Source organism: Yersinia artesiana (assembly GCF_902726545.1).
In the GTDB taxonomy this organism is placed as follows: Bacteria; Pseudomonadota; Gammaproteobacteria; order Enterobacterales; family Enterobacteriaceae; genus Yersinia; species Yersinia artesiana.
The window spans coordinates 119446-145737 of the sequence record NZ_CACVAD010000004.1 but is presented as its reverse complement, the minus strand read 5'-3'; the positions used below and the strand labels follow the sequence as shown (position 1 = coordinate 145737).

The window sequence follows — 26292 nt, the reverse complement described above, 5'->3', positions numbered from 1 at the left end:
ATTATTTAATTCAGGAGAGCAGCGCCGTGTTCCAAAATGTTGACGCCTACGCAGGTGACCCGATCCTGTCGCTAATGGAAAGTTTTAAAGCTGATAACCGTGCTCATAAAGTGAATTTGAGCATCGGGCTTTATTACAATGAGCTGGGTGAGATCCCACTGATGCAAGCGGTTCAAGCGGCTGAAGAACAATTGAATGCTCAGCCGCACGGAGCACCGGTCTATTTGCCGATGGAGGGTCTACACTCCTATCGCACGGCTATTCAGCAGCTCTTATTTGGTGCAGATCACCCGATGTTGGCGCAGCAGCGAGTGGCGACCATCCAAACCGTGGGCGGTTCTGGTGCATTGAAAGTCGGTGCTGATTTCCTGAATCACTATTTCCCTGATTCACAGGTCTGGGTCAGTGATCCTACCTGGGAAAACCACGTTGCTATCTTTAGTGGCGCAGGTTTTACAGTAAATACCTATCCGTATTTCGATAACGACAAACTGGGCGTGAAGTTTGATCAAATGCTGGCCACACTCCAGCAGTTACCGGCCAAAAGCATTGTGTTATTGCACCCTTGCTGTCATAACCCGACTGGTTCGGATCTCACTAATGCCCAATGGGATCAAGTGATTGAAGTGGCGAAAGGCCGGGATCTGATCCCCTTCCTGGATATCGCTTATCAAGGTTTTGGCGCCGGGCTGAACGAAGATGCCTATGCTATCCGTGCGATGGCAGCGGCTGAGTTACCCTGTTTGATCAGTAACTCTTTCTCTAAAATCTTCTCTTTGTATAACGAGCGGGTCGGCGGCTTGTCTGTGGTGTGTGAGAGTGAAGAAGTTGCGGGCCGTGTATTAGGGCAACTGAAAGCCACCGTTCGCCGTAACTATTCCAGCCCACCAAACTTCGGCGCGCAAGTGGTCTCCAAAGTGCTGCATGACACCGAACTACGGGCGCAATGGCAGGCTGAAGTAGAGCAAATGCGCCTGCGTATTATTGAAATGCGCAGCACGTTGGTAGAAGCTTTGAAAGCCTCACTGCCAAATCGCAATTTTGACTACTTGCTGCAACAGCGCGGTATGTTCAGTTACACCGGTTTTAGCGCAGCTCAAGTTGATCGCCTGCGTGAAGAGTTTGGTGTGTATCTGATTGCCAGTGGCCGGATGTGTATGGCGGGCGTCAATCACAGTAATGTTCAGCGCGTTGCGGCGGCTTTTGCTGCGGTACAGTGATCTGCTATTCACATGATTTAAATTAAGGCGATAGTAATATCGCCTCAGACTGCTGGCAAACCCCAACGACTCGATCTTGCAAGGTGAGAACAGGTAGAAGAGTAAAGCGTCCGCGCCAGGGATGGCGCGGCTCGAGCCCCCAGGGAGGGGTTTACGGCGTCTTTACGATCTGCCTGTTTTCACCGTTACGGGCACTTTGTCATTAACCTCAGGCCACCGCAATATCGCCTTTTTTTATTTATTTTTTTCGCCGCCTTTCCGTGAGTTACCTTCATCTTCTACTTGTTTAGTCCAAGGCCGATGGCTGTAAATCGATTAAAGAATATACTAATTGATGTGATAGATGCATGCCAAACGATCATTCATTGCTCACAGTAAATCTGTTGTCAAAGGCGCAAACTGGCGGTTCAGCATGTATAACTGCTCCATGAAGCCTTTATGGAATAAATAGCTTATGAGGCCGTTTCGCGAGACGGTACCGGCCCATGACAGGAGATATCCCCATGAATAATTCAGCATTACTGGAATACTGCATGTCCAAACCAGGGGCAGAGCAGAGCGACCATGAGAAGTGGCAAGTGAATCAGATTAAAGTAGCAGATGTGATGTTTGCTATGGTAGGTGAGACGGAAGGACGTCCCTCTATCTCATTGAAAACCAGCCCTGAATTGGCAGAAAGCCTGAGAGAACAACATCCGGAGATCGTGCCGAGTGAACACTTGAATAAAGCGCACTGGAACACGGTGTTTCTGGATGGCAAATTACCAAACTCACAGTTCTATTCGCTAATAGACCGCTCTTATCAATTGGTTTTGCAGGGATTGCCCGAACACCGGCGGCAAGAGTTAGTTGTCTGAAGGCTAAATAGCACTCCAGGACAACCGACTGATTGCCCCGGAGCGCACATTTAATGGCTATTTACGCTGCAACATAGGTTTGAGGAATCGGGCCGTATGTGATGCTGCGCATTCTGCGACGGTCTCTGGCGTGCCGGAAACCAAAATCTCGCCACCACCACTGCCGCCCTCTGGCCCCAGATCAACAATCCAGTCTGCGGTCTTAATCACATCCAGATTATGCTCAATGACCACAATGGTATTGCCTTGATCCCGCAACTGATGCAACACCGCCAATAGCTGCTGAATATCAGCAAAGTGTAAGCCAGTGGTCGGTTCGTCCAGAATATAGAGTGTCTGGCCGGTACCGCGTTTTGACAGTTCGCGTGACAGTTTGACGCGCTGTGCTTCCCCGCCCGATAGGGTCGTGGCCGACTGGCCCAGACAAATATATGACAGGCCAACATCCATCAAGGTTTGCAGCTTACGCGCCAATGCCGGAACGGCATCAAAGAACTCGCGTGCCTCTTCGATAGTCATCGCCAACACTTCGTGAATGCTCTTGCCTTTGTATTTCACTTCCAGCGTTTCGCGGTTATAGCGCTTGCCTTTACATTGATCGCAAGGCACGTAGATATCCGGCAGGAAGTGCATTTCAACTTTAATCACCCCATCACCCTGACAGGCTTCGCAGCGACCGCCTTTCACGTTAAAGCTGAAACGGCCCGGCGTGTAGCCGCGGGCGCGTGACTCAGGTACTCCCGCAAATAGTTCACGAATAGGGGTAAAGATACCGGTATAGGTTGCTGGGTTAGAGCGCGGTGTGCGACCAATTGGGCTTTGGTCGATATCGATAACTTTATCAAAATGCTCCAGCCCTTGAATATCACGATATGGAGCCGGTTCATTACTGGTCGCCCCGTTCAACTGGCGCTGTGCGATGCAATATAAAGTATCGTTGATTAGCGTCGATTTACCTGAGCCAGAAACACCGGTAATGCAGCTAAACAGCCCGACTGGCAGTGTGAGAGTGACATCTTTCAGGTTGTTACCGCTGGCACCAATCAACTTCAACACTTTGCTCGGATCACCCGCCACCCGTTGAGCTGGAATGGCAATTTCCCGCTTGCCGCTGAGGAACTGGCCGGTGAGTGATTCAGGTGCCGCCATAATGTCATCAACCGTCCCTTCTGCAACCACTTCACCACCATGCACACCAGCACCAGGGCCGATATCAATCACATGGTCGGCGGCACGAATCGCATCTTCATCATGCTCCACCACAATCACGGTATTCCCCAGATTGCGCAGGTGAATCAGTGTTTCCAGCAAACGTTCATTATCGCGCTGATGTAAACCGATGGACGGCTCATCAAGCACATACATGACGCCCACCAAACCAGCACCAATCTGGCTGGCCAGACGAATACGCTGCGCTTCACCACCGGAGAGGGTTTCCGCAGAGCGGGACAGTGACAGGTAATTCAGCCCGACGTTAACCAGGAACTTCAGCCGGTCGCCAATTTCTTTTAGCACTTTCTCGGCAATCTGCGCCCGCTGGCCGCTGAGTTTCATATTCTGGAAGAAGCTCAGCGCATGGCCGATGCTCAGTTCGGAGATTTCCGGCAATGTGGTGTTTTCGACAAAAACATAACGTGCTTCACGGCGCAGACGTGTGCCATGGCATGAAGTACAGGAGCGATTACTGATAAATTTAGCCAGCTCTTCGCGCACCGCGCTGGATTCCGTCTCTTTATAACGGCGCTCCATATTGTGCAGCACACCTTCAAATGGATGGCGGCGTACCGTGGTATCACCGCGGTCGTTAATGTATTTGAATTCAATGGTATCTTTACCAGAACCATACAGCACAGCTTTCTGGATGGTGGCATCCAATGAGTTAAACGGCGCTTCGATATCAAACTTATAATGATCAGCCAGTGAACGTAGCATCTGGAAGTAGTAGAAGTTGCGGCGATCCCAACCTCGGATTGCGCCCCCTGCCAGTGACAGCTCAGGGTTTTGTAGCACACGGTCTGGATCAAAGAACTGCTGCACACCCAGGCCATCACAGGTTGGGCAAGCACCGGCCGGGTTGTTAAAGGAGAACAGACGCGGCTCCAACTCGCTCATGCTATAGCCGCAAATTGGGCAAGCAAAGTTGGCGGAGAACAGCAGTTCTTCGGCGTGAGGATCGTCCATATCAGCGACCACGGCAGTACCACCGGAAAGCTCCAATGCGGTTTCAAATGATTCCGCCAGGCGCTGAGCCAGATCTTCGCGCACTTTAAAACGATCGACCACCACTTCAATGGTGTGTTTCTTTTGCAGTTCTAATTTTGGTGGATCAGACAGATCGCAAACTTCGCCATCGATCCGCGCCCGGATATAGCCCTGCATCGCCAGATTTTCCAGCGTTTTGGTATGTTCGCCTTTGCGATCTTTTACCACTGGCGCCAGTAACATCAGGCGGCGGCCTTCGGGCTGGCTGATGACGTTATCCACCATCTGGCTGACCGTTTGCGCGGCAAGCGGCACATCATGATCCGGGCAGCGTGGCTCGCCGACACGGGCGAACAGCAAACGCAGATAATCATGAATTTCAGTGATGGTGCCCACGGTAGAACGCGGGTTATGGGAAGTCGATTTTTGCTCGATGGAGATGGCCGGAGAGAGACCTTCAATATGGTCGACATCCGGTTTTTCCATCAGCGATAGAAATTGGCGCGCATAGGCGGAGAGAGACTCAACATAGCGGCGTTGGCCCTCGGCATACAGAGTATCAAAAGCCAGTGAGGATTTGCCTGAACCCGATAGACCGGTGACCACGATCAGTTTGTCGCGCGGGATAATCAGGTTGATATTCTTAAGATTATGGGTGCGAGCGCCCCGAACTTCGATATTATCCATTCAAACACTTCCCGGATGTAAACTGAGCCTCTCCCATGCCCTTTTTTACTCTTCGTACTTGAAGCCGCAGGATTGTTGGCTGCGTTCACTCACCCTAATCACTTACTGGTTGTAAGCTCATAGGGACTCGCTCGCTTGCCGCCTACCTGCAACTCCAACTACTTTGAGTAATATATAGACGCATTTTGCAACGTCAAAAAAGGACACAGCCAGTACGAAACGGATAATTATGACACAAAAAAACCTGAATGGATATCCAGTGTTCGGGTGCAATTAAGGCAGTTATTGCAATAAATTTGCAATGCATTGCGCAGTGATGATCAGTTGTGCCGTTTACCTGCTAGCGTGTTAAACTTACTGGTTTATACTGTACAAAATTTATTTCATCAGGAGAGTTCACATGGCCAGCAGAGGCGTAAACAAAGTGATTTTGGTCGGGAATTTGGGCCAAGACCCGGAAGTCCGCTACATGCCGAATGGCGGCGCTGTTGCCAATATCACCCTGGCCACTTCCGAAAGCTGGCGTGATAAAGCAACCGGCGAGCAGAAAGAAAAGACGGAATGGCACCGTGTGGTGTTGTTCGGCAAACTGGCAGAAGTTGCTGGTGAATATCTGCGCAAAGGCTCTCAGGTCTATATCGAAGGCGCATTGCAAACCCGTAAATGGCAAGACCAAAGTGGCCAGGAACGTTACACCACTGAAGTTGTGGTTAACGTGGGTGGCACTATGCAAATGCTGGGTGGCCGTCAAGGCGGCGGTGCTCCGGCGGGTGGTGGTGCATCACAAGACGGCGGCGCACAAGGCGGCTGGGGTCAACCTCAGCAGCCACAAGGCAACCAGTTCAGCGGCGGTCAGCAGGCTTCACGACCGGCTCAGTCAGCGCCAGCAGCGCAACCACAAGGCGGCAATGAGCCACCAATGGATTTTGACGACGATATTCCGTTCTGATCCTGTGGCCTGCTAAGCACTAACAGTATTTATCAAAATAAGACCCTGCTCCGGCAGGGTTTTTTATTAAACAACGCATAAATTGTATATCGAGCTGGTAGCCAGATTTATAAAGCGCTATCCGTGACTCAACTATAATCATGTATCAATAGTTGCAACTCATTCTGTCACTTACCATCTGGAGCTTAGCTATGGTCATTGTTCACCATCTGAATAACTCACGTTCGCAGCGTATCTTGTGGATGTTGGAAGAGTTGCAAATTCCCTATGAATTGAAGCGTTATCAACGCGATCCCGGCAGCTTGCTGGCACCACCGGAGTTGAAAAAAATCCATCCCTTGGGTAAATCGCCAGTGATTACTGATGGCGATCTGACACTGGCGGAGTCGGGTGCCATCATTGAATATTTGCAGGAAACCTATGATGCGCAGGGTTTGTTTAAGCCCACCGGTCACTATGATCGCCAGCAATTTCGTTACTGGATGCATTACGCAGAAGGCTCATTGATGCCATTGCTGGTGATGAAACTGATCTTCAGCCGCTTCGGTGGACCGCCAGTTCCGTGGATTATTCGTCCGGTCGCCAAAGCATTGGGCGATGGGGTGCAGAAAAGTTATCTGAATAAGCAAATTGCCACTCACCGCGATTACCTGGAACAGCATTTAGAAAAGAATCAATGGTTTGCGGGCAGCGATTTTAGCGCAGCAGATATTCAGATGAGTTTTCCTATTGAGGCAATAAATACACGCGGCGGTCTTGTGGGGTTCCCGAAACTACAAGATTTCTTAGTGCGCATTCATCAGCGCCCAGCCTATCAACAGGCGATTGAAAAGGGCGGCGCGTTTAAATTAGAAAACGGATAAGTCTGGCAAGAGTTATATATGAAAAATGGGTGTGAGGCTGCTCACACTTTGATTTCCTGCTATAACCCATGCCCCCAGATAAATTAATGTAAGAAAATGCATTAAATGTCGCTTTCTGATGTTGATTAGTCGCTATGAATAGCTAGATAATCGTTTGCCTTGAATTTCATCTACCCTAAACTTCGATTTTTTTCAGTCATGCGTATTTCCAGCTAATCGTTTGCTATTTTCTCCGTCATATCGATGTTGGGGAAGTTGACGAGTTTATCGGCAGGGACGGAAACGATTACGTCAGGAAAGGGTGCGTGGCTTATTGACGACTTTAAAATGACACACAGGGGACATAACCATGTCTAGCACCAATCCTCAAGCGAACCAGGCCGTAAAGCCGAAGAGTTCGCTTGATGCGTTTTTCAAGCTTAGTGAACGTGGCAGTAATGTACGACAGGAAGTGCTGGCCGGTCTGACGACCTTTTTGGCGATGGTCTATTCGGTGATTGTTGTGCCGAGCATGTTGGGCAAAGCGGGCTTCCCACCAACCGCGGTGTTTGTTGCAACCTGTCTGGTCGCGGGCCTGGGTTCTTTGCTGATGGGGTTGTGGGCGAATCTGCCGATGGCGATTGGTTGCGCCATCTCATTGACGGCGTTTACTGCATTTAGCTTGGTATTGGGCCAACACATCAGTATTCCTGTGGCTCTGGGGGCGGTATTCCTGATGGGGGTGCTGTTTACCATTATCTCTGTGACGGGGATTCGTTCATGGATATTGCGTAACCTACCAATGGGTGTGGCGCATGGTACCGGTATCGGTATCGGCCTGTTCTTACTGCTCATTGCTGCCAACGGTGTCGGCCTGGTTATCAAAAACCCAATTGAAGGTTTGCCGGTCGCGCTGGGCGCATTTACCTCTTTCCCGGTCATGATGACGTTACTGGGGCTGGCGGTGATTTTTGGTCTGGAAAAGCTGCGGGTGCCAGGTGGTATTCTGTTGGTGATTATTGCCATCTCTGTTATTGGTTTGATTTTTGATCCAAGTGTTAAATATCAAGGGCTGTTTGCCATGCCAAGTCTGGCAGATGAAAACGGCAACTCATTGATTTTTAGTCTTGATATCATGGGTGCGCTAAAACCTGTGGTGCTGCCAAGTGTGTTGGCGCTGGTGATGACTGCGGTGTTTGATGCCACTGGCACCATCCGTGCGGTAGCAGGGCAGGCAAACTTGCTGGATAAAGATGGCCAGATTATCAGTGGCGGTAAAGCGCTGACTTCTGACTCCGTTAGCAGCATCTTCGCCGGTTTGGTGGGCGCAGCTCCGGCGGCAGTTTACATTGAATCAGCGGCCGGTACTGCGGCAGGCGGCAAAACTGGCCTGACAGCGACCGTCGTCGGTATCTTGTTCTTGCTGATTCTGTTCCTCTCACCGCTCTCCTATTTGGTTCCAGCTTATGCAACTGCTCCGGCCCTGATGTATGTCGGTTTGTTGATGCTGAGCAACGTATCCAAATTAGATTTCAACGACTTCGTTGATGCCATGTCTGGTTTACTCTGCGCGGTGTTTATCGTGCTGACTTGTAATATCGTGACCGGTATTATGCTGGGCTTCAGCTCATTGGTGATTGGCCGTATTTGCTCCGGTGAATGGCGTAAACTGAATCTTGGCACAGTGATTATCGCGGTGGCGCTGGTGGCATTCTATGCTGGCGGTTGGGCAATCTAAGCCCTGAGTCTTTGCTGGCATCGGGATAAATATGTTCCCGATGCCATTACTCCTTTTAATACCCCTACTTTCTTTGTCTATTCCTGCCATCAATTACTGATTTTTTTCCCCATTGCACAAAAAATTGATCTACTATCAAAAGCTGCGCTCCAGCCCTATTTCGGGCGAGTTCGATCAGGTTTTGTGTTGCGTTGAGTTGAGTCTAAGGAAAGCATGGAAATCTTTTTTACAATCCTCATTCTGATTTTAGTGGTGTCGCTTTCCGGCGTTGTCACGCGAATGTTACCGTTTCAAGTTCCCCTCCCTCTGATGCAGATTGTCTGTGGTGCTTTGTTGGCCTGGCCCCATTTTGGTTTGCATGTCGATTTTGACCCGGAGTTATTCCTGGTGCTGTTTATTCCGCCATTGTTGTTTGCTGATGGTTGGAAAACACCGACGCGGGAGTTTATTCACCACGGGCGGGAAATATTTGGTCTGGCCTTGGCGTTAGTGTTGGTCACGGTGGTGGGTATCGGTTACCTGATTTACTGGATGGTGCCAGGTATTCCGCTGGTTGCCGCCTTTGCGCTGGCGGCGGTGTTGTCGCCAACCGATGCCGTGGCGTTGTCCGGTATCGTGGGGAAAGGGCGCATACCTAAATCAATTATGGGCGTGCTGGAAGGGGAGGCATTGATGAATGATGCTTCCGGTCTGGTGGCGCTGAAATTTGCTATTGCCGTTGCCATGGGCACCATGGTGTTTACGGTGTCCGGCGCGACGCTGGAATTCCTGAAAGTAGCGATTGGTGGCCTGCTGGCCGGTGTGGCCGTCACCTGGCTATACAGTAAGTCGCTGCGCCTGATGAGCCGCTGGAGTGGCGATGATCCGGCAACTCAAATCGTCTTGTTGCTGCTGTTGCCATTCGCCTCTTACTTGATTGCAGAACATATTGGTGTGTCCGGTATTTTAGCCGCAGTGGCGGCGGGTATGACCATTAGTCAGTCTGGTGTGATCCGTAATGCCCCGCTCACCATGCGATTACGCGCCGACAGTGTATGGTCGATGTTGGAATTCGTGTTTAACGGCATGGTGTTTATCCTGCTGGGCCTGCAATTACCGGGGATTCTCGAAACCTCAATTGTGCAGGCTGAGTTAGATCCGACGATTCAAACCTGGAATCTGTTTGCCGACGTCGCCATCATTTATGGTGCCTTGCTGGTGCTACGTTTTGGCTGGCTGTGGTCAATGAAGAAAATCAGTAAGCGTTTGTTGAGTAAGCGGCCATTAGAGTTCAGTAATTACACCACCCGCGAGCTGTGGGTGGCTTCGTTTGCCGGGGTGCGAGGGGCAATTACACTGGCCGGTGTGCTGTCCATTCCGTTATTCCTCAGTGACGGTTCGGCCTTCCCATCCCGTTATCAATTGGTGTTTATCGCCACCGGCGTCATTTTGCTGTCGGTGATTGTCGGGGTTATTGCTTTGCCGCCATTATTGCGCGGCGTGGTAGTGGCCGATAAAAGCGCCAGCCGTGAAGAGATTCGTTTGGCGCGGGCGGCAGCGGCAGAGGTGGCGATTGTCAGCTTGAATAAGATGGAAGAGCGCCTGGCGGCCAGCAGTGAGGAGAATATCGATCCTGAATTGCTAAAAGAGGTCAGCTCTCGCGTCATCGGGACTTTGCGCCGACGAACGGGCAGTAAAGATGAAATCGAGAACACTTTACTTATCGAAAATCTGGAGCGGCGCTTTCGCTTAACCGCGCTGCGGGCTGAACGCGGCGAGCTGTATCATTTGCGCGCCACACAGAAAATCAGCAATGAAACTCTGCAAAAACTGTTGCACGACTTGGATTTGCTGGAAGCGCTGCTGATCGAGAAAGAAGGTTAATATCCCCTAATCCGGCTGCTGATCAGTGGCCGGTTTTATTTCCACCAACGAACCATTGGGCCAAAACTCACGGCAGCGGCTAATCCACGCTTGCGCACTGTGAGAAAGGTAACTTCCCTGACGCCAGATCAATCCTAATTGCCAGGGCATCAGCGGTTCTAATGGTAGCCATAACAGGGCGCTTTTATCCAGCCGCTGACAGATAGGTTCTGGCAAAATGGCGATCCCAATATTGGCTTGCACCATCGCGGCCAAGAAATCCCACTGGCCGCTGCGCACGGCGATTTGCGGCGTAAATCCCCCAGCAGAAAAAGCATCCATTAGCTGGCGATAGAGGGCAAAATCCTCGTTATAAATCAGGATCGGTTGGTCAGCTAACTCAGGAATACTGAGGGTGGTGCGGTTAAGCCAAAACGCGGTGCGCGGCACCACCACACACAATGGATGACTGAACAGCGGCAATGATGTCAGCGGCAAATCGGCGTCAGCGGGAAGGGCTGTCAGGGCGAGATCCAATTCCCCGGAGAGCACCGCCTGTTGCACAGTTAAACCGCCAAACTCAGCAATTTGCAGCTCTACTCCGGGGTAACTGCGGCGAAATTCACTGATAAGCACTGCCATTTGCGTGCCGACCATCGGCGGAATGCCTAGCCGCAGCTTACCTTTCTTTAATGAGTTGATGTCTTCCAGCTCCGCTTCCAACTGCTGAAACTGGTCGAGGATCACCAGCCCGCGCTGATAAACCGCCTGCCCGCTGTCGGTCAAATGCAGGCGTCGCCCCTCACGCGTCAGTAAACTACATTCCAACTCATTTTCCAGATTGCGCAGCATTTTGCTGATGGTGGGTTGAGTGACAAACAACTTCTCCGCGGCTCGGGTGAAGCTTTGCTGGCGCACGACTTCGACGAAATAACGCAGTGTTCGGATATCCATTATTTTTCCTGTGAGCGGAGCGGAAAAGTATGCCATTTAGGCATGATTCCAATGATTTTAATTCATTTTCCGCAAGGTTGCCCGCGGCCTATACTGAGCACTGGTAAAATTTCCCATCGGGGTTTCTCATGTCGTTGGCGTTACGCAGTTTTGCGCCGTCTGTTCTCACGCGTTTACAGATACCGGTTCAGGTAGCACTGTATGCCGGGATATTTATTATTTCTGATCAAATGGTTAGCGTTTTTCATCTACCATTACCCGCCAATATCGTCGGCATGCTATTGCTGCTGGCTATGATTATGCTGCGGATTCTGCCGGTGCGCTGGGTTCAGGCCGGTTCACGCTGGCTATTGGCTGAAATGCTGTTGTTTTTTGTTCCTGCGGTGGTGGCGGTGGTGAATTATGCCCAGTTGATCATGGTGGACGGTTGGAAGATTTTCGCCGTTATCGCGGTCAGTACCTCACTGACCCTGGCGGCAACAGGTTTGGTGGTTGACCGGGTTTACCGTTTTGAGGTGTGGCTACAACGCCGCAAGTCTAATCACCATGAATGATTTTATTATCAGTATTGCGTGTTTCCTTGCCACGCTGGCACTGTATTTCGCCAACAAAAAACTCTATCGCCGCCGCCGGTCATTATTGCTGATGCCCTTGGTATTGACGCCGATGGTGTTGGTGCTGCTGCTGGTGGTCACCCATATCTCTTATCAGGATTATATTGGTGAGACGCATTGGTTATTGTGGCTATTGGGGCCAGCAACTATCGCGTTTGCGGTGCCGGTTTATGAGAATCTGTCGATTATTCGTCGTCACTGGTTATCTCTAACTGCGGGGGTTATCACCGCAATTACCGTGGCGGTGGTCAGCTCGGTGTGGCTGGCGAAGTTATTAACGCTATCGGAAGAAGTGCAGCGCAGTTTAGCGGTGCGCTCGATTACCACACCTTTTGCATTGGAAGCGGCAAAACAGCTAGGTGGACAACCGGATCTAGTGGCACTGTTTGTGGTGATTACCGGGGTGTTTGGGATGGCGGTCGGGGATTTGCTATTTCTACGTCTTTCTGTGCGCAGTGGCCTGGCAAAAGGCGCGGGCCTTGGGGCTTCTTCTCACGGAGCCGGCACGGCGAAAGCGTATGAGATGGGGCAACAGGAGGGCGTGGTATCCAGCCTGGTGATGATGCTGGCCGGTATTATTACTGTTATCGGCGCACCGCTGATGGGCCATTTGCTGTGGTAACCGCGATAAAAAAGGGTGAGGATGCCCTCACCCAGAAGTACCCAATGAAACTCCCAAAGTAATGAATTTGTTAGTGAATAACCTGTGCTAAAAATGCCTGTGTGCGCTCTGATTTTGGGTTGGAGAAGAATTCAGCCGGTGGCGCTTGCTCAACAATTTCCCCGCGATCCATAAAAATAACCCTATCAGCGACGGTGCGGGCAAAGCCCATCTCATGGGTGACGCACAGCATGGTCATCCCCTCGTGTGCGAGACTTATCATGGTATCCAGCACTTCTTTCACCATTTCCGGGTCCAGCGCCGAGGTTGGTTCGTCAAACAGCATAATTTTGGGTTTCATACACAGCGAGCGGGCAATGGCTACTCGCTGCTGTTGCCCGCCGGATAGCTGACCGGGGAATTTATGTGCATGCTCGGCAATGCGCACGCGCTCCAGATAATGCATCGCCAACTCATCCGCTTCTTTCTTCGGCATTTTACGAACCCAGCTCGGGGCCAGCGTGCAGTTTTGCATCACGGTTAAATGCGGAAACAAATTGAAGTGTTGGAACACCATGCCAACCTCGGTGCGTACCCGCTCGATGTTGCGTAAATCATCATTCAGCTCAATACCATCCACCATGATTTTCCCTTCCTGATGCTCCTCCAAGTGGTTAATGCAACGGATAGTGGTGGATTTTCCCGAGCCAGAAGGGCCACATAACACGATGCGTTCGCCGGGGCGCACGTGCAAATTGATATCTTTCAATACGTGGAACTGCCCGTACCACTTATTGACGTTTTCCAGCGTAATCATCATGTTATCGCCTTGGGTTGGCTGATTGTCGCTCATGTTATGCCTCAATGTGTGGAACGTCCGGTGTGAAAGCGCTTCTCCAGATGCTGGCTATAGCGCGACATGCTGAAACAGAAAATCCAATAAACAGCGGCGGCAAAGACATAGCCCTCGGTCGACATGCCCAGCCAGGCGGGGTCGACAGTGGCTTGTTGCACACTACTGAACAGGTCAAACAGACCAATGATGATGACCAGACTGGTATCTTTAAACAGCGCGATAATGGTGTTCACTAGCCCTGGAATTACCATTTTCAGCGCTTGCGGCAAGATAACCAGCCCTTGGGTTTTCCAATAACCCAGCCCAAGTGATTCGGCGGCCTCGGTTTGCCCTTTGGGTAGGGCTTGTAAGCCACCGCGCACCACCTCTGCGACATAAGCCGATTGGAATAACACCACCCCGACCAACGCGCGGATCAACTTATCGATGCTGGTGCCTTCGGTCATAAATAGTGGCAGCATCACCGAGGACATAAATAGCACGGTGATTAATGGCACCCCGCGCCAAAACTCGATAAATACCACCGATAGAATACGCACTACCGGCATACTGGAGCGGCGCGCCAGTGCCAGCAAAATACCGAGTGGCAACGCGCCAGCAATTCCGACCGCTGCAATGATTAAGGTCAGTGTCAACCCACCCCATTGGCGCGTTTCAACGCGGGTCAGCCCGAAAAAGCCGCCATATAGCATCACCCAGACTAATAATGGATAGACCACGGCCCAAACCGCCAGATAACGCCCGCGACCTGGCATTGCGCGCCAGAACAGCGGGATGAGTGTGACCAAGCCAATAATCAACGTGGTATTGATGCGCCAGCGCTGTTCAATAGGGTAAAGGCCATACATAAACTGGCCAAAGCGCGCATGAATAAATACCCAGCAGGCACCTTCTCGGGTGCAATCAGTGCGCGTTGTACCCAGCCAATTGGCGTTGAAAACAGCCCAGTTTAGAAGCGGCGGGATCAACTGCCATATCAGCCATAGGCACAAAAGGGTCAGTAAGCTGTTAGTCCAACTGGAGAACAGATTCTTTTTGGCCCAAAACACTATGCGGCTCAGGGGGTTGCCCGGTCGTACCGTGCTGGGTGGCTCACGAGTTAATGTCATCGTCATTCGCTTCCCTTAGCGCTCGACCAGCGCAATGCGCCGGTTGTAGATATTCATTAAAAATGAAATGGACAGACTGATAACCAAATAGACCGACATGGTAATGGCGATGGTTTCTATCGCCTGGCCGGTCTGGTTTAGCACTGTTCCGGCAAATAACGACACCATATCGGGGTAGCCAATCGCCGCCGCCAGTGAGGAATTTTTGACGATATTCAAATATTGGCTGGTCAGCGGCGGGATGATGACCCGCAGCGCTTGCGGCAGAATCACCTGACGTAAAGTAACAGTGTTGGGCAGCGCCAATGAGCGGGCGGCTTCGTGTTGACCATAAGGCACAGACTGAATGCCTGAGCGAATAACTTCAGCAATAAAGGTTGAGGTATAAACCGACAGCGCCAGTGTTAAGGCAGCCAGTTCGGGAATAAGCACCAATCCGCCTTTAAAATTAAACCCCCGTAACTGCGGTAAATCCCAGTGCAGCGCCGGGCCATAAAGCCAATGAGCCAGCGCGGGCAGAGCGATTAATAGCACCAAGCCTATAGGCCAGGTGCGGCGGAATTGCCCGGTATGTAACTGACGAAAATGGTTATAGCGCTGCAATGCAATGATGGCGATAACCGCCAGTAATATAGCTATCAGGGCGGGTACAAAACCGGCGGCAAATTCAGGGGATGGCAGATATAAACCACGGTTACTCAGGAATGCCAGGCCGAAAGCATCCAGGCTCTGTCTTGGCCCCGGAAGGTTGCGCAAAACGGCAAAATACCAGAAGAAGATTTGCAGTAACGGCGGAATATTACGGAATGTCTCAATATAGATGGTCGACAGTTTGCGTAATAGCCAGTTATCCGACAAGCGCGCCAATCCGAGAAAGAAACCCAGTATCGAAGCAAAGAAAATACAGAGCACGGAGACCAGCAAGGTATTGAATAACCCGACCAGAAACACCCGGCCATAAGTATCGCCCTGCTCGTAGTCGATAAGATGCTGAACAATGCCAAAACCGGCGCTGTTATTGAGGAAAGCAAAACCGGAAGTGATACCTCGGGTTGACAGGTTGGTGATGGTGTTATGGAAAAGATACGCGCCGCATCCGATCAGTATCAATAGCGCGATAATTTGATACAGCCAGGCGCGCACCGCTGGATTGGTCAGCGAAAAGGCACCTTTGACGGTTGGGCGTTGTGACATAGTGTGGGCCTCGGTCTGGGTCATTCATCCGGCAGGGCTGGCCTGCCGGAGGGGAGTCTAAATCAGCGAACCGGAGGTGCGTACTGCAGACCGCCATTGTTCCACAGCGCATTTTGGCCGCGTTTGATTTTCAGCTCACTGCCCATACCCACATTGCGATCGAAACTTTCGCCGTAGTTACCCACTTGTTTGACGATTTTAACCACCCAATCATTCGGCACTTTCAGATCTTTCCCGTAGTTACCTTCCTGACCTAACAGGTGAGCCATATCAGGTGTGGTCGGTTTGGCTGCCAGTTCTTCGACATTTTTCGATGTCACGCCCATTTCTTCTGCGTTCAGCATGGCAAACAGAGTCCAGCGTACAATGGCAAACCAATCTTCATCGCCACGGCGCACCACCGGCCCCAGTGGTTCTTTGGAGATGACTTCCGGTAAGACGATAAATTCGTCTGGTTTACCTAACTTGATACGCAATGCATACAGTTGGGATTGGTCGGAAGCCAGCGTATCGCAGCGGCCGGAATCCAGCGCTTTGGCACTTTCATCGGAGCGGTCGAAAGTGACCGGGGTGTATTGCATCTTATTGGCTTTAAAGTAGTCGGCGACATTCAGCTCAGTGTCGGTACCGGCTTGAATACACACGGTGGCGCCATCCAGCTCTTTGGCACTTTTCAGCCCGGCTTTATTGTGGGTCAGGAAACCAATGCCGTCATAATAGTTCACACCGGTAAACAGCATCCCCATGCCGGCATCGCGGGATGATGTCCAGGTGGTGTTACGGGATAAAATATCAACTTCACCTGATTGCAGCGCGGTGAAACGCTCCTTGGCCGTCAACGGGGTATATTTTACTTTTTCTGCATCACCAAAGATGGCCGCAGCCACACCACGACAAACATCAACGTCAAGGCCGGAGAATTTTCCGCTGGCATCAGCATAAGAGAAGCCAGGTAACCCATCACTGATGCCACATTGCACAAAGCCTTTTTTCTTCACCGCATCCAAAGTAGTGCCCGCATGGGCCTGACCCGCCAATGCCACTAATGATGCAGCAGCAACCAGCGTTGAAATCATTATTTTTTTCATGAAAGCGTCCTGTGAGGCAAAGTCGTGCCTATTTTAATTTTGTAGCGCACCCGTGATGCACCGTCGCTGTCTGTTGGCGTGTAGCCAGTTTGGTATTAGCAAATGGAGTGCCAGAGTTATATTTCATTGAACAACTGGATAATTACTAAGGGTTAACTCTTTTGGGGTGGATGCCGATAGGATAAAACGCACTTTAATAGGGCATTTCAGGGCAAATTGGTGTTTTTTAGTGCAGAAAGTTCTTATGGTTTTAATCTGTGGGATTTCAGGCTGCTGAGTGGGTTTACTGTTCGAGTTTTATCTGTGTCGTAATATAAAAAATCGCCAATACAGGTGAAATTCGGATTTTTTGAATTCTCAATCCGTTATCTAATCCCTTTGGGACAGTTTTTACTTAAACCAGATAAAAGGATAGGGATTATGCTTCGTTATTTAACTGCCTTGATATGTGTGTTGCCATGGCTGCTCACGACCCGTTGTCTGGCACAAGCAGATGTTGAATCAACAAAATGCAGCAATACGGATTTCTCTCAGGTTTTGTCCTGCTACAAAGATAAATTAGCCACAGAACCCCTTATCTACAATTTGTTGAGTCAGGAGAACTTGCCGGGGTTGGAATGGCGTCGCTACCAACTGACTTCTCAACATTGGTCGCCGGAGGGTTTAGTCGCTCCTGCCGTCTGGCAGCATGAAATTGAGGTCTTTATTCCGAGTGAGAGCACTTCGACGCAAGGGCTGGTGGTGATTAATAATGGTACTAACCATGCTACCGATACGGTTCCTGTTTCCGGGCCGACTGATTTTTCCATCGAGTCATTGCAAAATATTGCCCGCCAAACCAACACTGTAGTAATAGCCGTAAGCAATATTCCCAATCAATATCTTGAATATCAGCAGGATAATGAGCCACGTAAAGAGGATTACAGTGTTGCCCGTAGTTGGAAGTTATTTATGGATGCGCCAGAGTCTCGTTCAACATTACCTTTACAGGTTCCGATGGCGGCGGCGATTTCCCAGGCTATGACGATGGCCCAGCAAGCCCTGCCGGAGAAAGCATTAGACAGTTTCATTGTTACTGGCTTATCAAAACGTGGTTGGACCACCTGGCTGACGGCGATTGCGGACTCGCGCGTTGTGGCCATTGCGCCGTTTGTGATTGATTTACTGGATACTCGCGCTGCATTAGAGCATATGTATCAATCTTATGGCGGTAACTGGCCTATCGCTTTTACCCCTTATTATCTGGACGAAGTTGATAAAAAGCTGGATACTGCCGGTTTTGCCAAATTGATGCAGATTATTGATCCCCTCCAGTATATGGGGACTGAGTATCAATCACGGCTTAGTATTCCGAAATATATTATCAATGCCAGTGGCGATGATTTTTACGTGCCTGATAATACAGACTTTTATTACGAAAAATTACCCGGTGAGAAAGCACTGCGGGTTGCCCCAAATTCTAGTCACTCGGGAATTAAGGCTTTCAGCGAACAGTCATTAATTTCCTTTGTTAATCGGCTACGTCAATCTATGCCAATGCCGCAAGTGAATGCCAGCATCGCCATAAAAGATAAGGTACAAACATTGACGGTGAGTTTGTCTGAGACACCAGATAAAGTGCTGTTATGGACGGCTACCAACACAGACGCACGCGATTTTCGCTATGCTTGTGATGTGCGCTACAGTGAATTCCCGCTGACAATCACACCGGCGAATACCCTGGACATTGCACTGGCCACACCGGCTACTGGGTGGCAGGCAACTTTTGTTGAGGCCACTTTCAGCGACGGTTTTGTCGCCACTACGCCGGTTTATATCTCACCCAAAGATGTCTATCCCACGACGGCACCCCCAGTAGTTGGAGCGGCCTGTAAAACATTGTCGGGGCGTAATGCTATTGCGGCAAGTGAAGCTGCGACACAGATAGGCGGCGCAGCACCGGAGGGTGTACAGCCATAATTTCGCCATATAGAGTGGAATTCAGGCAATAAAAAACCCTGCCGAGACCGGGTTTCCTGTTTATACGCTGACTTAATAGAGTGACGCTTCGCCCGCTGGGCGGGTTTTGAAACGGCGGTGCAACCAAAGATATTGCTCAGGTGCGCGCATGATTTCTTTTTCAATCACTTTATTCATGTAGCGGGCGGCGGCTAATTCATCATCTATTGGATAATCTTCCAATGCCGGTTGGATAAGCAGGTCATAACCGCTGCCATCCGTTTTACGCAGCAACACCAACGGCAGTAATGCCGGTTTTGCCAGACGCGCCAACATAAAAGTACCGCTGGTGGTCGCGGCCTGATTTACCGCAAACAAAGGCGCAAAAACACTGCCACGTGGGCCGTAGTCCTGATCTGGCGCAAACCACACGGCTTCACCTTTCTTCAGGGCCTGCACCATACCGCGCAGGTCTTTGCGATCTAGCATCGCCTTATTGGAACGCATACGGCCCCACGTCTGTACCAGTTCCATCACTTTATTATTGTGTGGGCGGTACATTGCCATCATCGGCTGACATTGCCCCATCACTCGGCCCCCCAGTTCCAGCGACATAAAATGCACACCAATGACCAAGACACCGCGGTTGCCTTCCTGCGCTTTTTTCAGGTTATTCAGACCGGAAACAGTAAACCAGCGCTTGACGCGTGCATCGGGCCAAAACCATGCCATACCGGTTTCCAGCAACCCCATGCCTAAGGATTCGAAATTACCTACAATAGTTCGTTCGAGGGTGGCTTTGTCCATCTCAGGAAAGCAAAGTTCGAGGTTACGTCGGGCGATGGAAACCCTCCGTTTGAGAAAACGCATTGAGGTACGGCCGAGCCAAATCCCTAACTTATTGATCAGCGGGTAGGGCAGTTGGACTAACAGAAACAGTACGCCGAGACCGAACCAAGTCAGCCAATAGCGTGGGTGGAGCAGGGAAATATGGAATTTCTGCGGTTTTATCATTGGGAACTCTATCGTTATACGTTAAGTGCGAGCGTGTAGCGCATAAGGATATAATTCGATAGCGGTACATATCTTCAGACACCGTAGGTCGACTATCGTTTTCACAAACACGATAATTGACGAATTATTTACATTAAAAGCGGAGTCGCGTAGTGAATGGTCACAAAAGAGGGGCTATCGATAAGCGAGGCTAGCTTTTGGCGAATTATATCATAACCATGGCAAATGAAATAATAAGATAAATGGCGGACAGATGGTTTAATGTTTTCTGAGCATCTGTTAATACATAAACATTGATCATCGAACATGCCGTGTTTGTCTGATCATAAACTTATATGATCATGGATAGGGTCATATCGACTGTAACAAAAAACCCGCACAAAGGCGGGTTATCTTATTCAGAACGATTTAACTGCTCAGGGCTATCACCTTCATCGCTATCGTAAATCATTCCGATATACCTGCATCATTAAAGCCGTAGCTCAATGACTTGGGTATCATTATTGACTCTTACAGAGCAATAACGTTTACCGCTGATGGGCCTTTAGCGCCGTTCTCGATAGAGAACTCAACTTTTTGGCCTTCATCCAGGGTTTTGAAATCATTGCTCTGGATAGCAGAGAAGTGAACGAACACGTCTTTGCTGCCATCAGCAGGAGTGATGAAACCAAAACCTTTATCAGCGTTAAACCATTTTACTAAACCAGTCATTTTATTAGACATAGAGATACTTCCTTCAATTATTTTTGATTGCCGCCATAGGCGAGCGAATAGGCTTGGGCACAACTTATGGGGCACTTAGAAGGAATTTCGCGGAGAAGAGGTATCTGTCTGATAACGCTAATACGGGGAACTGCTTTACTAAAACTGCTTGCATAAATGTTACTGTCAACCGGGTACTACTTACTGTTACTTAATTTACTTGGGGAGCGGGTGCTCTGCTCGGGTCTGGCCGTCATCGCTATTGGCAGCCTGCTCCCCTAATCACACTGAATTACAGGGCGACTACGTTTGCTGCTGATGGGCCTTTAGCGCCGTTCTCGATAGAGAACTCAACTTTTTGACCTTCATCCAGGGTTTTGAAATCATTGCTCTGGATAGCAGAGAAGTGAACAAACACATCTTTGCTGCCGTCAGCAGGAGTAATGAAACCAAAACCTTTACCAGCGTCAAACCATTTTACTAAACCAGTCATTTTATTAGACATAGAGATACTTCCTTCAATTATTTTTTTGCCACAATACAGCGGCGAACGTGGTCTGTCTTTCAGAGGATAACTTATTGGGCACTTAGGAGGAGACTCACGGAGAAGGGATATCTATGGATAACGCTTGAACTGAGGACTGCTTTACTAAAACTGCTTTCATAAGGTCTGTGTTCCAAACCGATGACGCTATTTAACCACAACACATTACTTGTGGCAACCTAATATTTGACTGCCATAACCAATATCAATGATTTTTTTAGCTGGATATGCATGAATTTTGCTATTTTAATGTGACTAAACAGTCAATTAGGCCAATAAAAAAACTGCGATTTTTTTTTGCATTAGGCCGCTAAGTACCGGGGGAATACCCCCGGCATTTGAATTTAACGAGGAGAAACTGTCACGGTACCGCTGCGATCACTGGCAATGATAACGCGTTGACCTGCGCTGAAGCGGGTTGGCCCCTGCGCTTGTACGACGACGATGCTACTGCCATCATCGCGACGGATTTCCAGTTGGACACCTTCACTGCGGTTCATTGCGCTTTGTACGCCCTGACCCGCCATACCGCCAGCAACGACACCGCCCGCTGTCGCCAGGCTATTACCGCGACCACCGCCGATAGTATTCCCCAGGAAGCCACCCACCACAGCACCACCAATGGCACCAGCGACATTATTCTTATCACCACCCTGAATGGTGACTGGCCGCGCTGAGACCACCGTGCCGTAAGTCACAGTCTGTACTTGTCGTGCCTGAGAAGCAGTGAAAGTATCACCAGACGCCGTTCTGTTGTTGGCACATCCACTTAATACGGTAGCCGCGAGAGCGACAACAATGACCAGTTTATTCATCATGAACCCCTAATTATCAGTACAAGTCAGACGTCAGCTAACAATCACCAAAGCCATATACCCATCATACTTCAAGCTGCATGTGCGTTGGCCGCCTTCCTGCAACTCGAATTATTTAGGGTATAGGTAACTGTTAATAATGACTATAGCGTGATAACAATTCATTTGAGGAGATAAATAATGAGCAGATACTCATATAGGCGAGTTCCCGCTGACTTTTCATGTTAACGTCAATACCCAATATCGCCGATTAACCTCTTCAGGAATGTTGTCTTGTTACGCTCGATGATTTCAACCAAGATTTTCCGCCTCGACTTAGGTCGCTTAATTCTTATTCTGGCTGTAATGAGTGCCTTTGTGACTCTGGCGAATAGCTTCTATGCCAGTTATCGGGTTCAACGGCAGCTATTGATTGATAACACACTGGAAGCTAACCGTGTTTATGCCACTAAGCTGGCGTCCAGTGCTGAAATTTTTGTGCGAAGTGCGCAAAAGCAGCTTCACTACAGCAGCATGATCGCCGCTAAGCATTTTGACGATCAGGCCGTTCTGCAAGCAGAAACCGCACGGCTCAAATACCAAACAGACAGTTTTAATTCGGTAGTGATAACGGATGCTCACGGCATTGTTCGTGCTACATCGCCAGATAGCCTGCAACTCTTGGGTCATACCTTGACCTCGCCAGGATCGGCGGAGGCACTAAAAGCCCGGCGTCCGCTTATCAGTAAACCCTATGTGTCAGCAGCCAATAATTTGGTTATCAATATATCGTCACCTATTATCACGCCAGATGGACGCTATCGCGGCTATATAGGTGGGACGATTTATCTGCGTAAACAAAGCATTTTAAATGAATTATTGGGTGAGCATTATTATCGCGATGGCTCTTACATTGTGGTGCTCGACCATGATCGGCGCATTTTATATCACCGGGATGTGAACCGTATTGGCGAGATACTGGAGCCGAAGCCGATTACCGCGGCCGTCAAAAACGCTGACAATGGTAGCTTGATGGTGACCAGCACCAGTGGCGAGTCGATGTTGGCGGGTTACGCTGTTGTGGAGCCGTCTGGTTGGGAAATTATTACTCTGCGGCCAGAGTCATCCACTTTGAAGCCCCTGGAAGGGTTGATGCTAAAAGGCTTGGGTCATATAGCGCCACTGGCCTTACTGACCTTGCTGGGGGTTTGGTTGTTATCCCGCTTAATCGCCCGCCCGCTGTGGTTACTTGCTGGCAGCGCCAATGATATGGATAAGCCAGATATTGCCAGCAGCATTAAAGAGATTCCCTCATGGTATTTCGAAGCGACTCAGCTCAAACGGGCATTGCTGATAGGCATCAGTCTGTTGCAAAAGAAAATCGGTAAACTGAGGTTTGAGGCCCAAACCGATCCCATGACCGGCCTGTATAACCGACGCGGACTGGCGACAACGCTTGAACCTATCGCGCAGCTCGGACAGCATTTTTCTGTTATTGCATTGGATATTGATCACTTTAAAGCGATTAATGACTCTTATGGTCATGACGTCGGTGATGAAGTTATCAAACAATTGGCGATACAAATCCGTGAAAGCTCCCGTGACAGCGATATCTTGTGTCGCAGCGGTGGTGAAGAGTTTTTGATGTTGTTACCCGGCACCGTGCCTGAGGTTGCCACACAGGTCGCCAAACGGTTACGGCATAATGTAGAAATGATGTTGATGGCGGACATCCGACCTATCACGATTTCATTGGGTGTGGCGTTCTGGAATGGCGAAGGAATGCCAGAGGATGCGCTGAAACGGGCCGATGAGGCGCTATATCGCGCGAAACAGCACGGGCGCAATCGGGTTGAAGTTTTCTAAATAATAAAAAAGGCGCGCTCCGTGTGGAGTACGCCTTTTTAAACAACAAGTTAACTGACTAGTATCAGTTCATGCCGTATTTTTTCAATTTCTTACGCAGCGTGCCACGGTTGATGCCCATCATCAGGGCAGCGCGGGTTTGGTTGCCACGGGTGTATTGCATCACCATGTCCAACAATGGCTGTTCAACTTCAGCCAGTACCAACTCATACAGGTCACTTACATCCTGACCATTCAGTTGAGCAAAATAGTTCTTCAGTGCTTGTTTAACCGAGTCACGCAAAGGCTTTTGAGTCACCTGATCTTGTGAATTTACGGTTGCAACGGTCAGTACGTCAGAATTTACGCGTTGTTCGAACATAGTTCTGTCAGCTCTTTTTTCTGTTTACGCAAGATTTTCGAAATATGCCTCCAACGCCTCCAGCTGTTCGCTGGCATCCTCAATGGCGTTGAATGTGCGCCGAAACTGGTCGTTAGGGGCGTGCTCCTGGAGATACCAAGAGACGTGTTTACGTGCAATACGAAATCCCTTGCCTGGACCATAAAAGTCGTGCAATTCCCGTATATGCCCGTCCAACAAGCGCTGTACTTCGCCAAGTGGCATCGGTGGCAGCAGCTCCCCAGTGTCCAGATAATGCTGGATTTCCCGGAAGATCCAAGGTCTTCCCTGAGCAGCACGTCCTATCATCAGGGCATCAGCCCCAGTGTAGTCGAGCACCGCTCTGGCTTTATGCGGGTCAGTGATGTCGCCATTCGCGATAACCGGAATGGAAACAATCTGCTTAACTGACCGAATACTGTCGTATTCCGCCTCACCATTAAACAGGCAAGAACGGGTTCGGCCATGAATCGTCAGGGCTTGTATACCACAATTTTCAGCCAGTTGGGCAATTTCTATACAGTTACGGTGTTCGGCAGACCAACCAGTCCGGATCTTCAACGTTACCGGCACATCTACCGCATTAACCACTGCGGAGAGGATCTGTTTGACCAGATCAGGATGTTGCAATAATGCAGATCCTGCCAGTTTGCGGTTCACTTTCTTGGCCGGACATCCCATATTGATGTCGATGATTTGTGCACCATTCGCCACATTGATTTTGGCGGCTGCTGCCATCTCATCCGGGTCGTTACCGGCAATCTGCACGGTACGAATTCCTGGCTCATCGCTATGAACCATGCGCAAACGCGACTTATCCGTCCGCCATACCTCTGGGTTAGAGGAGAGCATTTCAGATACAGTCATCCCAGCCCCCATGCCATGACATAGCGCTCTGAAGGGGCGGTCTGTTATACCAGCCATCGGGGCGGCAATCAGGCAATTTGTAAGCTGGATGTGTCCAATACGCATAGACAAAGAATGACCACACTGTGTCCGTAAGGGCGCGTATATTACGCATTTTTGCGCTCAGATGAAAGGCCAAACTTTGACCAATTGATGAAAAAAGAGCAATAAGTTACAGGATAATCTTGGCTAATTAATTATTTAACTATATATAACATTGGGTTAGCTTGGTGTGGCTAATTTGTGCGCTTAATGATTTTCTACTAAACAACATAATTATCGACTGCTGACGCAGCATAACTGCGGTCGAAAGTGCTGATTTATTCATCAAATCAATGATAAAGAGTAGATATAAATGAGTTCGACATCTCATTTCAGTTAAAAATAATGATCGATGGATTGCGGCCTGATGCAGAGAAATGCTAGCGCTATCCTTCGAATTTGGCGTCACAGCAATGAATATAAGCTGCGACGCCAATAACTTGCTGGCGGTATTACTTCTTAATACCGGTGATGCGGCACCACTCTTCTTTCTCTGCCACCGGGTCGAGAGTGAATTTGTCCTCATAAGCCTGTGCGACACCCGCCGCTTGCGTTGCCAACACGCCTGACAAGCCAAGATGGCCGCCTGCAACGGGCAAGACGCTAATCAACGGCGCGAGTTCACGTAATGGGCCAGCCAGGATATTGGCGACCACCACGTCAGCGGATAAATCGGCTGGTTGGTCTTTGGCGAGATACAGCTCCAGACGCTCTGAAACGCCATTACGTTGCGCGTTATCACGACTGGCCTGAATGGCTTGCGGATCGATATCAATGCCAATAGCGCGCGCTGCACCGAGTTTTAGCGCCGCTATCGCCAGGATGCCAGAGCCACAACCGAAGTCGATAACTGTTTTCCCTTCCAGACTGAGGCCATCAAGCCATTGCAGACACAGTGCGGTCGTCGGGTGGGTACCGGTACCAAACGCCAAACCGGGGTCAAGCATCACGTTAACGGCAGTGGGGTCGGGCACATCGCGCCAGCTCGGGCAGATCCACAGACGTTCGCCAAAACGCATCGGATGGAAGTTATCCATCCATTCGCGTTCCCAATCTTTATCTTCCAACTGTTCAATTTTATGGATGAAACCTTTTCCGATCTGCGGGTGATATTCCAGCATGGCAATCACTTCTGCCATATCGGTTTCTGCATCATACAGACCGATGACATCGGTATCGCCCCATAGACGGGTTTCACCGGGCAGCGGTTCAAATACAGGGTTATCGTGGGTATCCTGAAAAGTTACGGATACCGCGCCACTTTCGATTAGCGCGTCCCCAAGGGATTCGGCCTGATTGCCGGTGGTGTTTAATTTTAGTTGGATCCAAGGCATAGCTTTTCTCTTCCAAAACC

General features: G+C 49.8%; 23 protein-coding genes. 10 read left to right on the top strand and 13 right to left on the bottom strand.

Annotated elements, in window-relative coordinates:
• Nucleotides 1-26: 26 nt before the first annotated feature.
• Entirely contained in the window at nucleotides 27-1220 is a 1194-nt protein-coding gene (locus HU019_RS02255; RefSeq protein ID WP_174849181.1) for an amino acid aminotransferase, read from the top strand.
• A gap of 503 nt (nucleotides 1221-1723) precedes the next feature.
• Entirely contained in the window at nucleotides 1724-2077 is a 354-nt protein-coding gene (locus HU019_RS02250) for an MmcQ/YjbR family DNA-binding protein (protein WP_050078180.1), read from the top strand.
• A gap of 57 nt (nucleotides 2078-2134) precedes the next feature.
• Here the strand turns inward: HU019_RS02250 and uvrA are convergent, their stop codons facing one another.
• Nucleotides 2135-4966, bottom strand: a complete 2832-nt coding sequence (gene uvrA, locus HU019_RS02245; protein ID WP_005174389.1) for an excinuclease ABC subunit UvrA — start codon at nucleotides 4964-4966, stop codon at nucleotides 2135-2137.
• 400 nt (nucleotides 4967-5366) lie between these two features.
• Here uvrA and ssb1 point away from each other — a divergent pair, with 400 nt between their 5' ends.
• The 4 genes from ssb1 (at nucleotide 5367) to HU019_RS02225 (ending at nucleotide 10358) form a co-directional block, all read left to right on the top strand.
• On the top strand, nucleotides 5367-5915 hold the full coding sequence (gene ssb1, locus HU019_RS02240; RefSeq protein WP_174849180.1) for a single-stranded DNA-binding protein SSB1: 549 nt from the start codon (nucleotides 5367-5369) through the stop codon (nucleotides 5913-5915).
• A gap of 191 nt (nucleotides 5916-6106) precedes the next feature.
• The gene (locus HU019_RS02235) at nucleotides 6107-6778 is read left to right on the top strand and encodes a glutathione S-transferase family protein (protein ID WP_174849179.1); all 672 of its coding nucleotides are present in this window, start codon (nucleotides 6107-6109) and stop codon (nucleotides 6776-6778) included.
• A 349-nt stretch (nucleotides 6779-7127) separates the two neighbouring features.
• Complete coding sequence (locus HU019_RS02230) at nucleotides 7128-8495, top strand: NCS2 family permease (RefSeq protein ID WP_174849178.1); 1368 nt, start codon at nucleotides 7128-7130, stop codon at nucleotides 8493-8495.
• 213 nt (nucleotides 8496-8708) lie between these two features.
• Nucleotides 8709-10358, top strand: coding sequence for a Na+/H+ antiporter (locus tag HU019_RS02225; RefSeq protein WP_050323722.1), 1650 nt, complete (start codon nucleotides 8709-8711; stop codon nucleotides 10356-10358).
• 6 nt (nucleotides 10359-10364) lie between these two features.
• Here the strand turns inward: HU019_RS02225 and HU019_RS02220 are convergent, their stop codons facing one another.
• Entirely contained in the window at nucleotides 10365-11291 is a 927-nt protein-coding gene (locus tag HU019_RS02220; protein WP_174849177.1) for a LysR family transcriptional regulator, read from the bottom strand.
• A gap of 128 nt (nucleotides 11292-11419) precedes the next feature.
• On the opposite strand from HU019_RS02220, the gene HU019_RS02215 reads away from it, so the two are divergent.
• The gene (locus HU019_RS02215) at nucleotides 11420-11845 is read left to right on the top strand and encodes a CidA/LrgA family protein (protein WP_174849176.1); all 426 of its coding nucleotides are present in this window, start codon (nucleotides 11420-11422) and stop codon (nucleotides 11843-11845) included.
• Nucleotides 11838-12527: an LrgB family protein gene (locus HU019_RS02210; RefSeq protein ID WP_005174368.1), complete on the top strand. Its 690-nt coding sequence runs from the start codon at nucleotides 11838-11840 to the stop codon at nucleotides 12525-12527. The genes HU019_RS02215 and HU019_RS02210 overlap by 8 nt, the downstream gene beginning before the upstream one ends.
• Nucleotides 12528-12597: 70 nt before the next feature.
• Here HU019_RS02210 and HU019_RS02205 read toward each other — a convergent pair whose 3' ends face one another.
• The 4 genes from HU019_RS02205 to HU019_RS02190 form a co-directional block, all read right to left on the bottom strand.
• Nucleotides 12598-13359, bottom strand: coding sequence for an amino acid ABC transporter ATP-binding protein (locus HU019_RS02205; protein ID WP_320407042.1), 762 nt, complete (start codon nucleotides 13357-13359; stop codon nucleotides 12598-12600).
• Nucleotides 13360-13367: 8 nt separating this feature from the next.
• Nucleotides 13368-14471, bottom strand: a complete 1104-nt coding sequence (locus HU019_RS02200; protein WP_407083985.1) for an amino acid ABC transporter permease — start codon at nucleotides 14469-14471, stop codon at nucleotides 13368-13370.
• Nucleotides 14472-14486: 15 nt separating this feature from the next.
• The gene (locus HU019_RS02195; protein ID WP_174849174.1) at nucleotides 14487-15665 is read right to left on the bottom strand and encodes an amino acid ABC transporter permease; all 1179 of its coding nucleotides are present in this window, start codon (nucleotides 15663-15665) and stop codon (nucleotides 14487-14489) included.
• Between the two features lie 62 nt (nucleotides 15666-15727).
• Entirely contained in the window at nucleotides 15728-16753 is a 1026-nt protein-coding gene (locus tag HU019_RS02190; RefSeq protein ID WP_005174361.1) for an amino acid ABC transporter substrate-binding protein, read from the bottom strand.
• Nucleotides 16754-17173: 420 nt separating this feature from the next.
• Between HU019_RS02190 and HU019_RS02185 the strand changes: the two genes are divergently transcribed.
• Entirely contained in the window at nucleotides 17174-18712 is a 1539-nt protein-coding gene (locus tag HU019_RS02185; RefSeq protein WP_174849173.1) for a PhoPQ-activated pathogenicity-related family protein, read from the top strand.
• Between the two features lie 72 nt (nucleotides 18713-18784).
• Here HU019_RS02185 and lpxP read toward each other — a convergent pair whose 3' ends face one another.
• From lpxP to HU019_RS02165, 4 genes are all read right to left on the bottom strand, one after another.
• Complete coding sequence (gene lpxP, locus HU019_RS02180; protein WP_174849172.1) at nucleotides 18785-19705, bottom strand: kdo(2)-lipid IV(A) palmitoleoyltransferase; 921 nt, start codon at nucleotides 19703-19705, stop codon at nucleotides 18785-18787.
• A 510-nt stretch (nucleotides 19706-20215) separates the two neighbouring features.
• Nucleotides 20216-20428 (bottom strand): cold shock protein CspG, encoded by a 213-nt coding sequence (cspG, locus tag HU019_RS02175; RefSeq protein ID WP_005163087.1) that lies wholly within the window; start codon nucleotides 20426-20428, stop codon nucleotides 20216-20218.
• Between the two features lie 271 nt (nucleotides 20429-20699).
• The gene (gene cspE / locus HU019_RS02170) at nucleotides 20700-20912 is read right to left on the bottom strand and encodes a transcription antiterminator/RNA stability regulator CspE (RefSeq protein ID WP_174849171.1); all 213 of its coding nucleotides are present in this window, start codon (nucleotides 20910-20912) and stop codon (nucleotides 20700-20702) included.
• 383 nt (nucleotides 20913-21295) lie between these two features.
• Nucleotides 21296-21766: an outer membrane lipoprotein gene (locus tag HU019_RS02165; RefSeq protein WP_019080091.1), complete on the bottom strand. Its 471-nt coding sequence runs from the start codon at nucleotides 21764-21766 to the stop codon at nucleotides 21296-21298.
• 285 nt (nucleotides 21767-22051) lie between these two features.
• Between HU019_RS02165 and HU019_RS02160 the strand changes: the two genes are divergently transcribed.
• Nucleotides 22052-23611 (top strand): sensor domain-containing diguanylate cyclase, encoded by a 1560-nt coding sequence (locus tag HU019_RS02160; RefSeq protein ID WP_174849187.1) that lies wholly within the window; start codon nucleotides 22052-22054, stop codon nucleotides 23609-23611.
• Between the two features lie 64 nt (nucleotides 23612-23675).
• Here the strand turns inward: HU019_RS02160 and fis are convergent, their stop codons facing one another.
• From fis to prmA, 3 genes are all read right to left on the bottom strand, one after another.
• The gene (gene fis, locus HU019_RS02155; protein ID WP_002210061.1) at nucleotides 23676-23972 is read right to left on the bottom strand and encodes a DNA-binding transcriptional regulator Fis; all 297 of its coding nucleotides are present in this window, start codon (nucleotides 23970-23972) and stop codon (nucleotides 23676-23678) included.
• 24 nt (nucleotides 23973-23996) lie between these two features.
• Nucleotides 23997-24962 (bottom strand): tRNA dihydrouridine synthase DusB, encoded by a 966-nt coding sequence (gene dusB, locus HU019_RS02150; RefSeq protein WP_050078208.1) that lies wholly within the window; start codon nucleotides 24960-24962, stop codon nucleotides 23997-23999.
• 428 nt (nucleotides 24963-25390) lie between these two features.
• Entirely contained in the window at nucleotides 25391-26272 is an 882-nt protein-coding gene (gene prmA / locus HU019_RS02145) for a 50S ribosomal protein L11 methyltransferase (protein WP_050078209.1), read from the bottom strand.
• Nucleotides 26273-26292 lie beyond the last annotated feature (20 nt).

Excerpts from the sequence above, each read along its gene's own strand:
- HU019_RS02250 (WP_050078180.1), top strand. The coding sequence starts at position 1,724 with ATGAATAATTCAGCATTACTGGAATACTGCATGTCCAAACCAGGGGCA.
- HU019_RS02215 (WP_174849176.1), top strand. The coding sequence starts at position 11,420 with ATGTCGTTGGCGTTACGCAGTTTTGCGCCGTCTGTTCTCACGCGTTTA.
- HU019_RS02210 (WP_005174368.1), top strand. The coding sequence starts at position 11,838 with ATGAATGATTTTATTATCAGTATTGCGTGTTTCCTTGCCACGCTGGCA.
- cspG (WP_005163087.1), bottom strand. The coding sequence starts at position 20,428 with ATGTCTAATAAAATGACTGGTTTAGTAAAATGGTTTAACGCTGATAAA.
- HU019_RS02185 (WP_174849173.1), top strand. The coding sequence starts at position 17,174 with ATGCTTCGTTATTTAACTGCCTTGATATGTGTGTTGCCATGGCTGCTC.
- HU019_RS02200 (WP_407083985.1), bottom strand. The coding sequence starts at position 14,471 with ATGACATTAACTCGTGAGCCACCCAGCACGGTACGACCGGGCAACCCC.
- fis (WP_002210061.1), bottom strand. The coding sequence starts at position 23,972 with ATGTTCGAACAACGCGTAAATTCTGACGTACTGACCGTTGCAACCGTA.
- prmA (WP_050078209.1), bottom strand. The coding sequence starts at position 26,272 with ATGCCTTGGATCCAACTAAAATTAAACACCACCGGCAATCAGGCCGAA.
- HU019_RS02160 (WP_174849187.1), top strand. The coding sequence starts at position 22,052 with ATGATTTCAACCAAGATTTTCCGCCTCGACTTAGGTCGCTTAATTCTT.
- HU019_RS02205 (WP_320407042.1), bottom strand. The coding sequence starts at position 13,359 with ATGAGCGACAATCAGCCAACCCAAGGCGATAACATGATGATTACGCTG.
- HU019_RS02225 (WP_050323722.1), top strand. The coding sequence starts at position 8,709 with ATGGAAATCTTTTTTACAATCCTCATTCTGATTTTAGTGGTGTCGCTT.
- lpxP (WP_174849172.1), bottom strand. The coding sequence starts at position 19,705 with ATGATAAAACCGCAGAAATTCCATATTTCCCTGCTCCACCCACGCTAT.
- HU019_RS02235 (WP_174849179.1), top strand. The coding sequence starts at position 6,107 with ATGGTCATTGTTCACCATCTGAATAACTCACGTTCGCAGCGTATCTTG.
- dusB (WP_050078208.1), bottom strand. The coding sequence starts at position 24,962 with ATGCGTATTGGACACATCCAGCTTACAAATTGCCTGATTGCCGCCCCG.
- HU019_RS02220 (WP_174849177.1), bottom strand. The coding sequence starts at position 11,291 with ATGGATATCCGAACACTGCGTTATTTCGTCGAAGTCGTGCGCCAGCAA.
- ssb1 (WP_174849180.1), top strand. The coding sequence starts at position 5,367 with ATGGCCAGCAGAGGCGTAAACAAAGTGATTTTGGTCGGGAATTTGGGC.
- HU019_RS02165 (WP_019080091.1), bottom strand. The coding sequence starts at position 21,766 with ATGAATAAACTGGTCATTGTTGTCGCTCTCGCGGCTACCGTATTAAGT.
- HU019_RS02195 (WP_174849174.1), bottom strand. The coding sequence starts at position 15,665 with ATGTCACAACGCCCAACCGTCAAAGGTGCCTTTTCGCTGACCAATCCA.
- cspE (WP_174849171.1), bottom strand. The coding sequence starts at position 20,912 with ATGTCTAATAAAATGACTGGTTTAGTAAAATGGTTTGACGCTGGTAAA.
- HU019_RS02230 (WP_174849178.1), top strand. The coding sequence starts at position 7,128 with ATGTCTAGCACCAATCCTCAAGCGAACCAGGCCGTAAAGCCGAAGAGT.
- uvrA (WP_005174389.1), bottom strand. The coding sequence starts at position 4,966 with ATGGATAATATCGAAGTTCGGGGCGCTCGCACCCATAATCTTAAGAAT.
- HU019_RS02190 (WP_005174361.1), bottom strand. The coding sequence starts at position 16,753 with ATGAAAAAAATAATGATTTCAACGCTGGTTGCTGCTGCATCATTAGTG.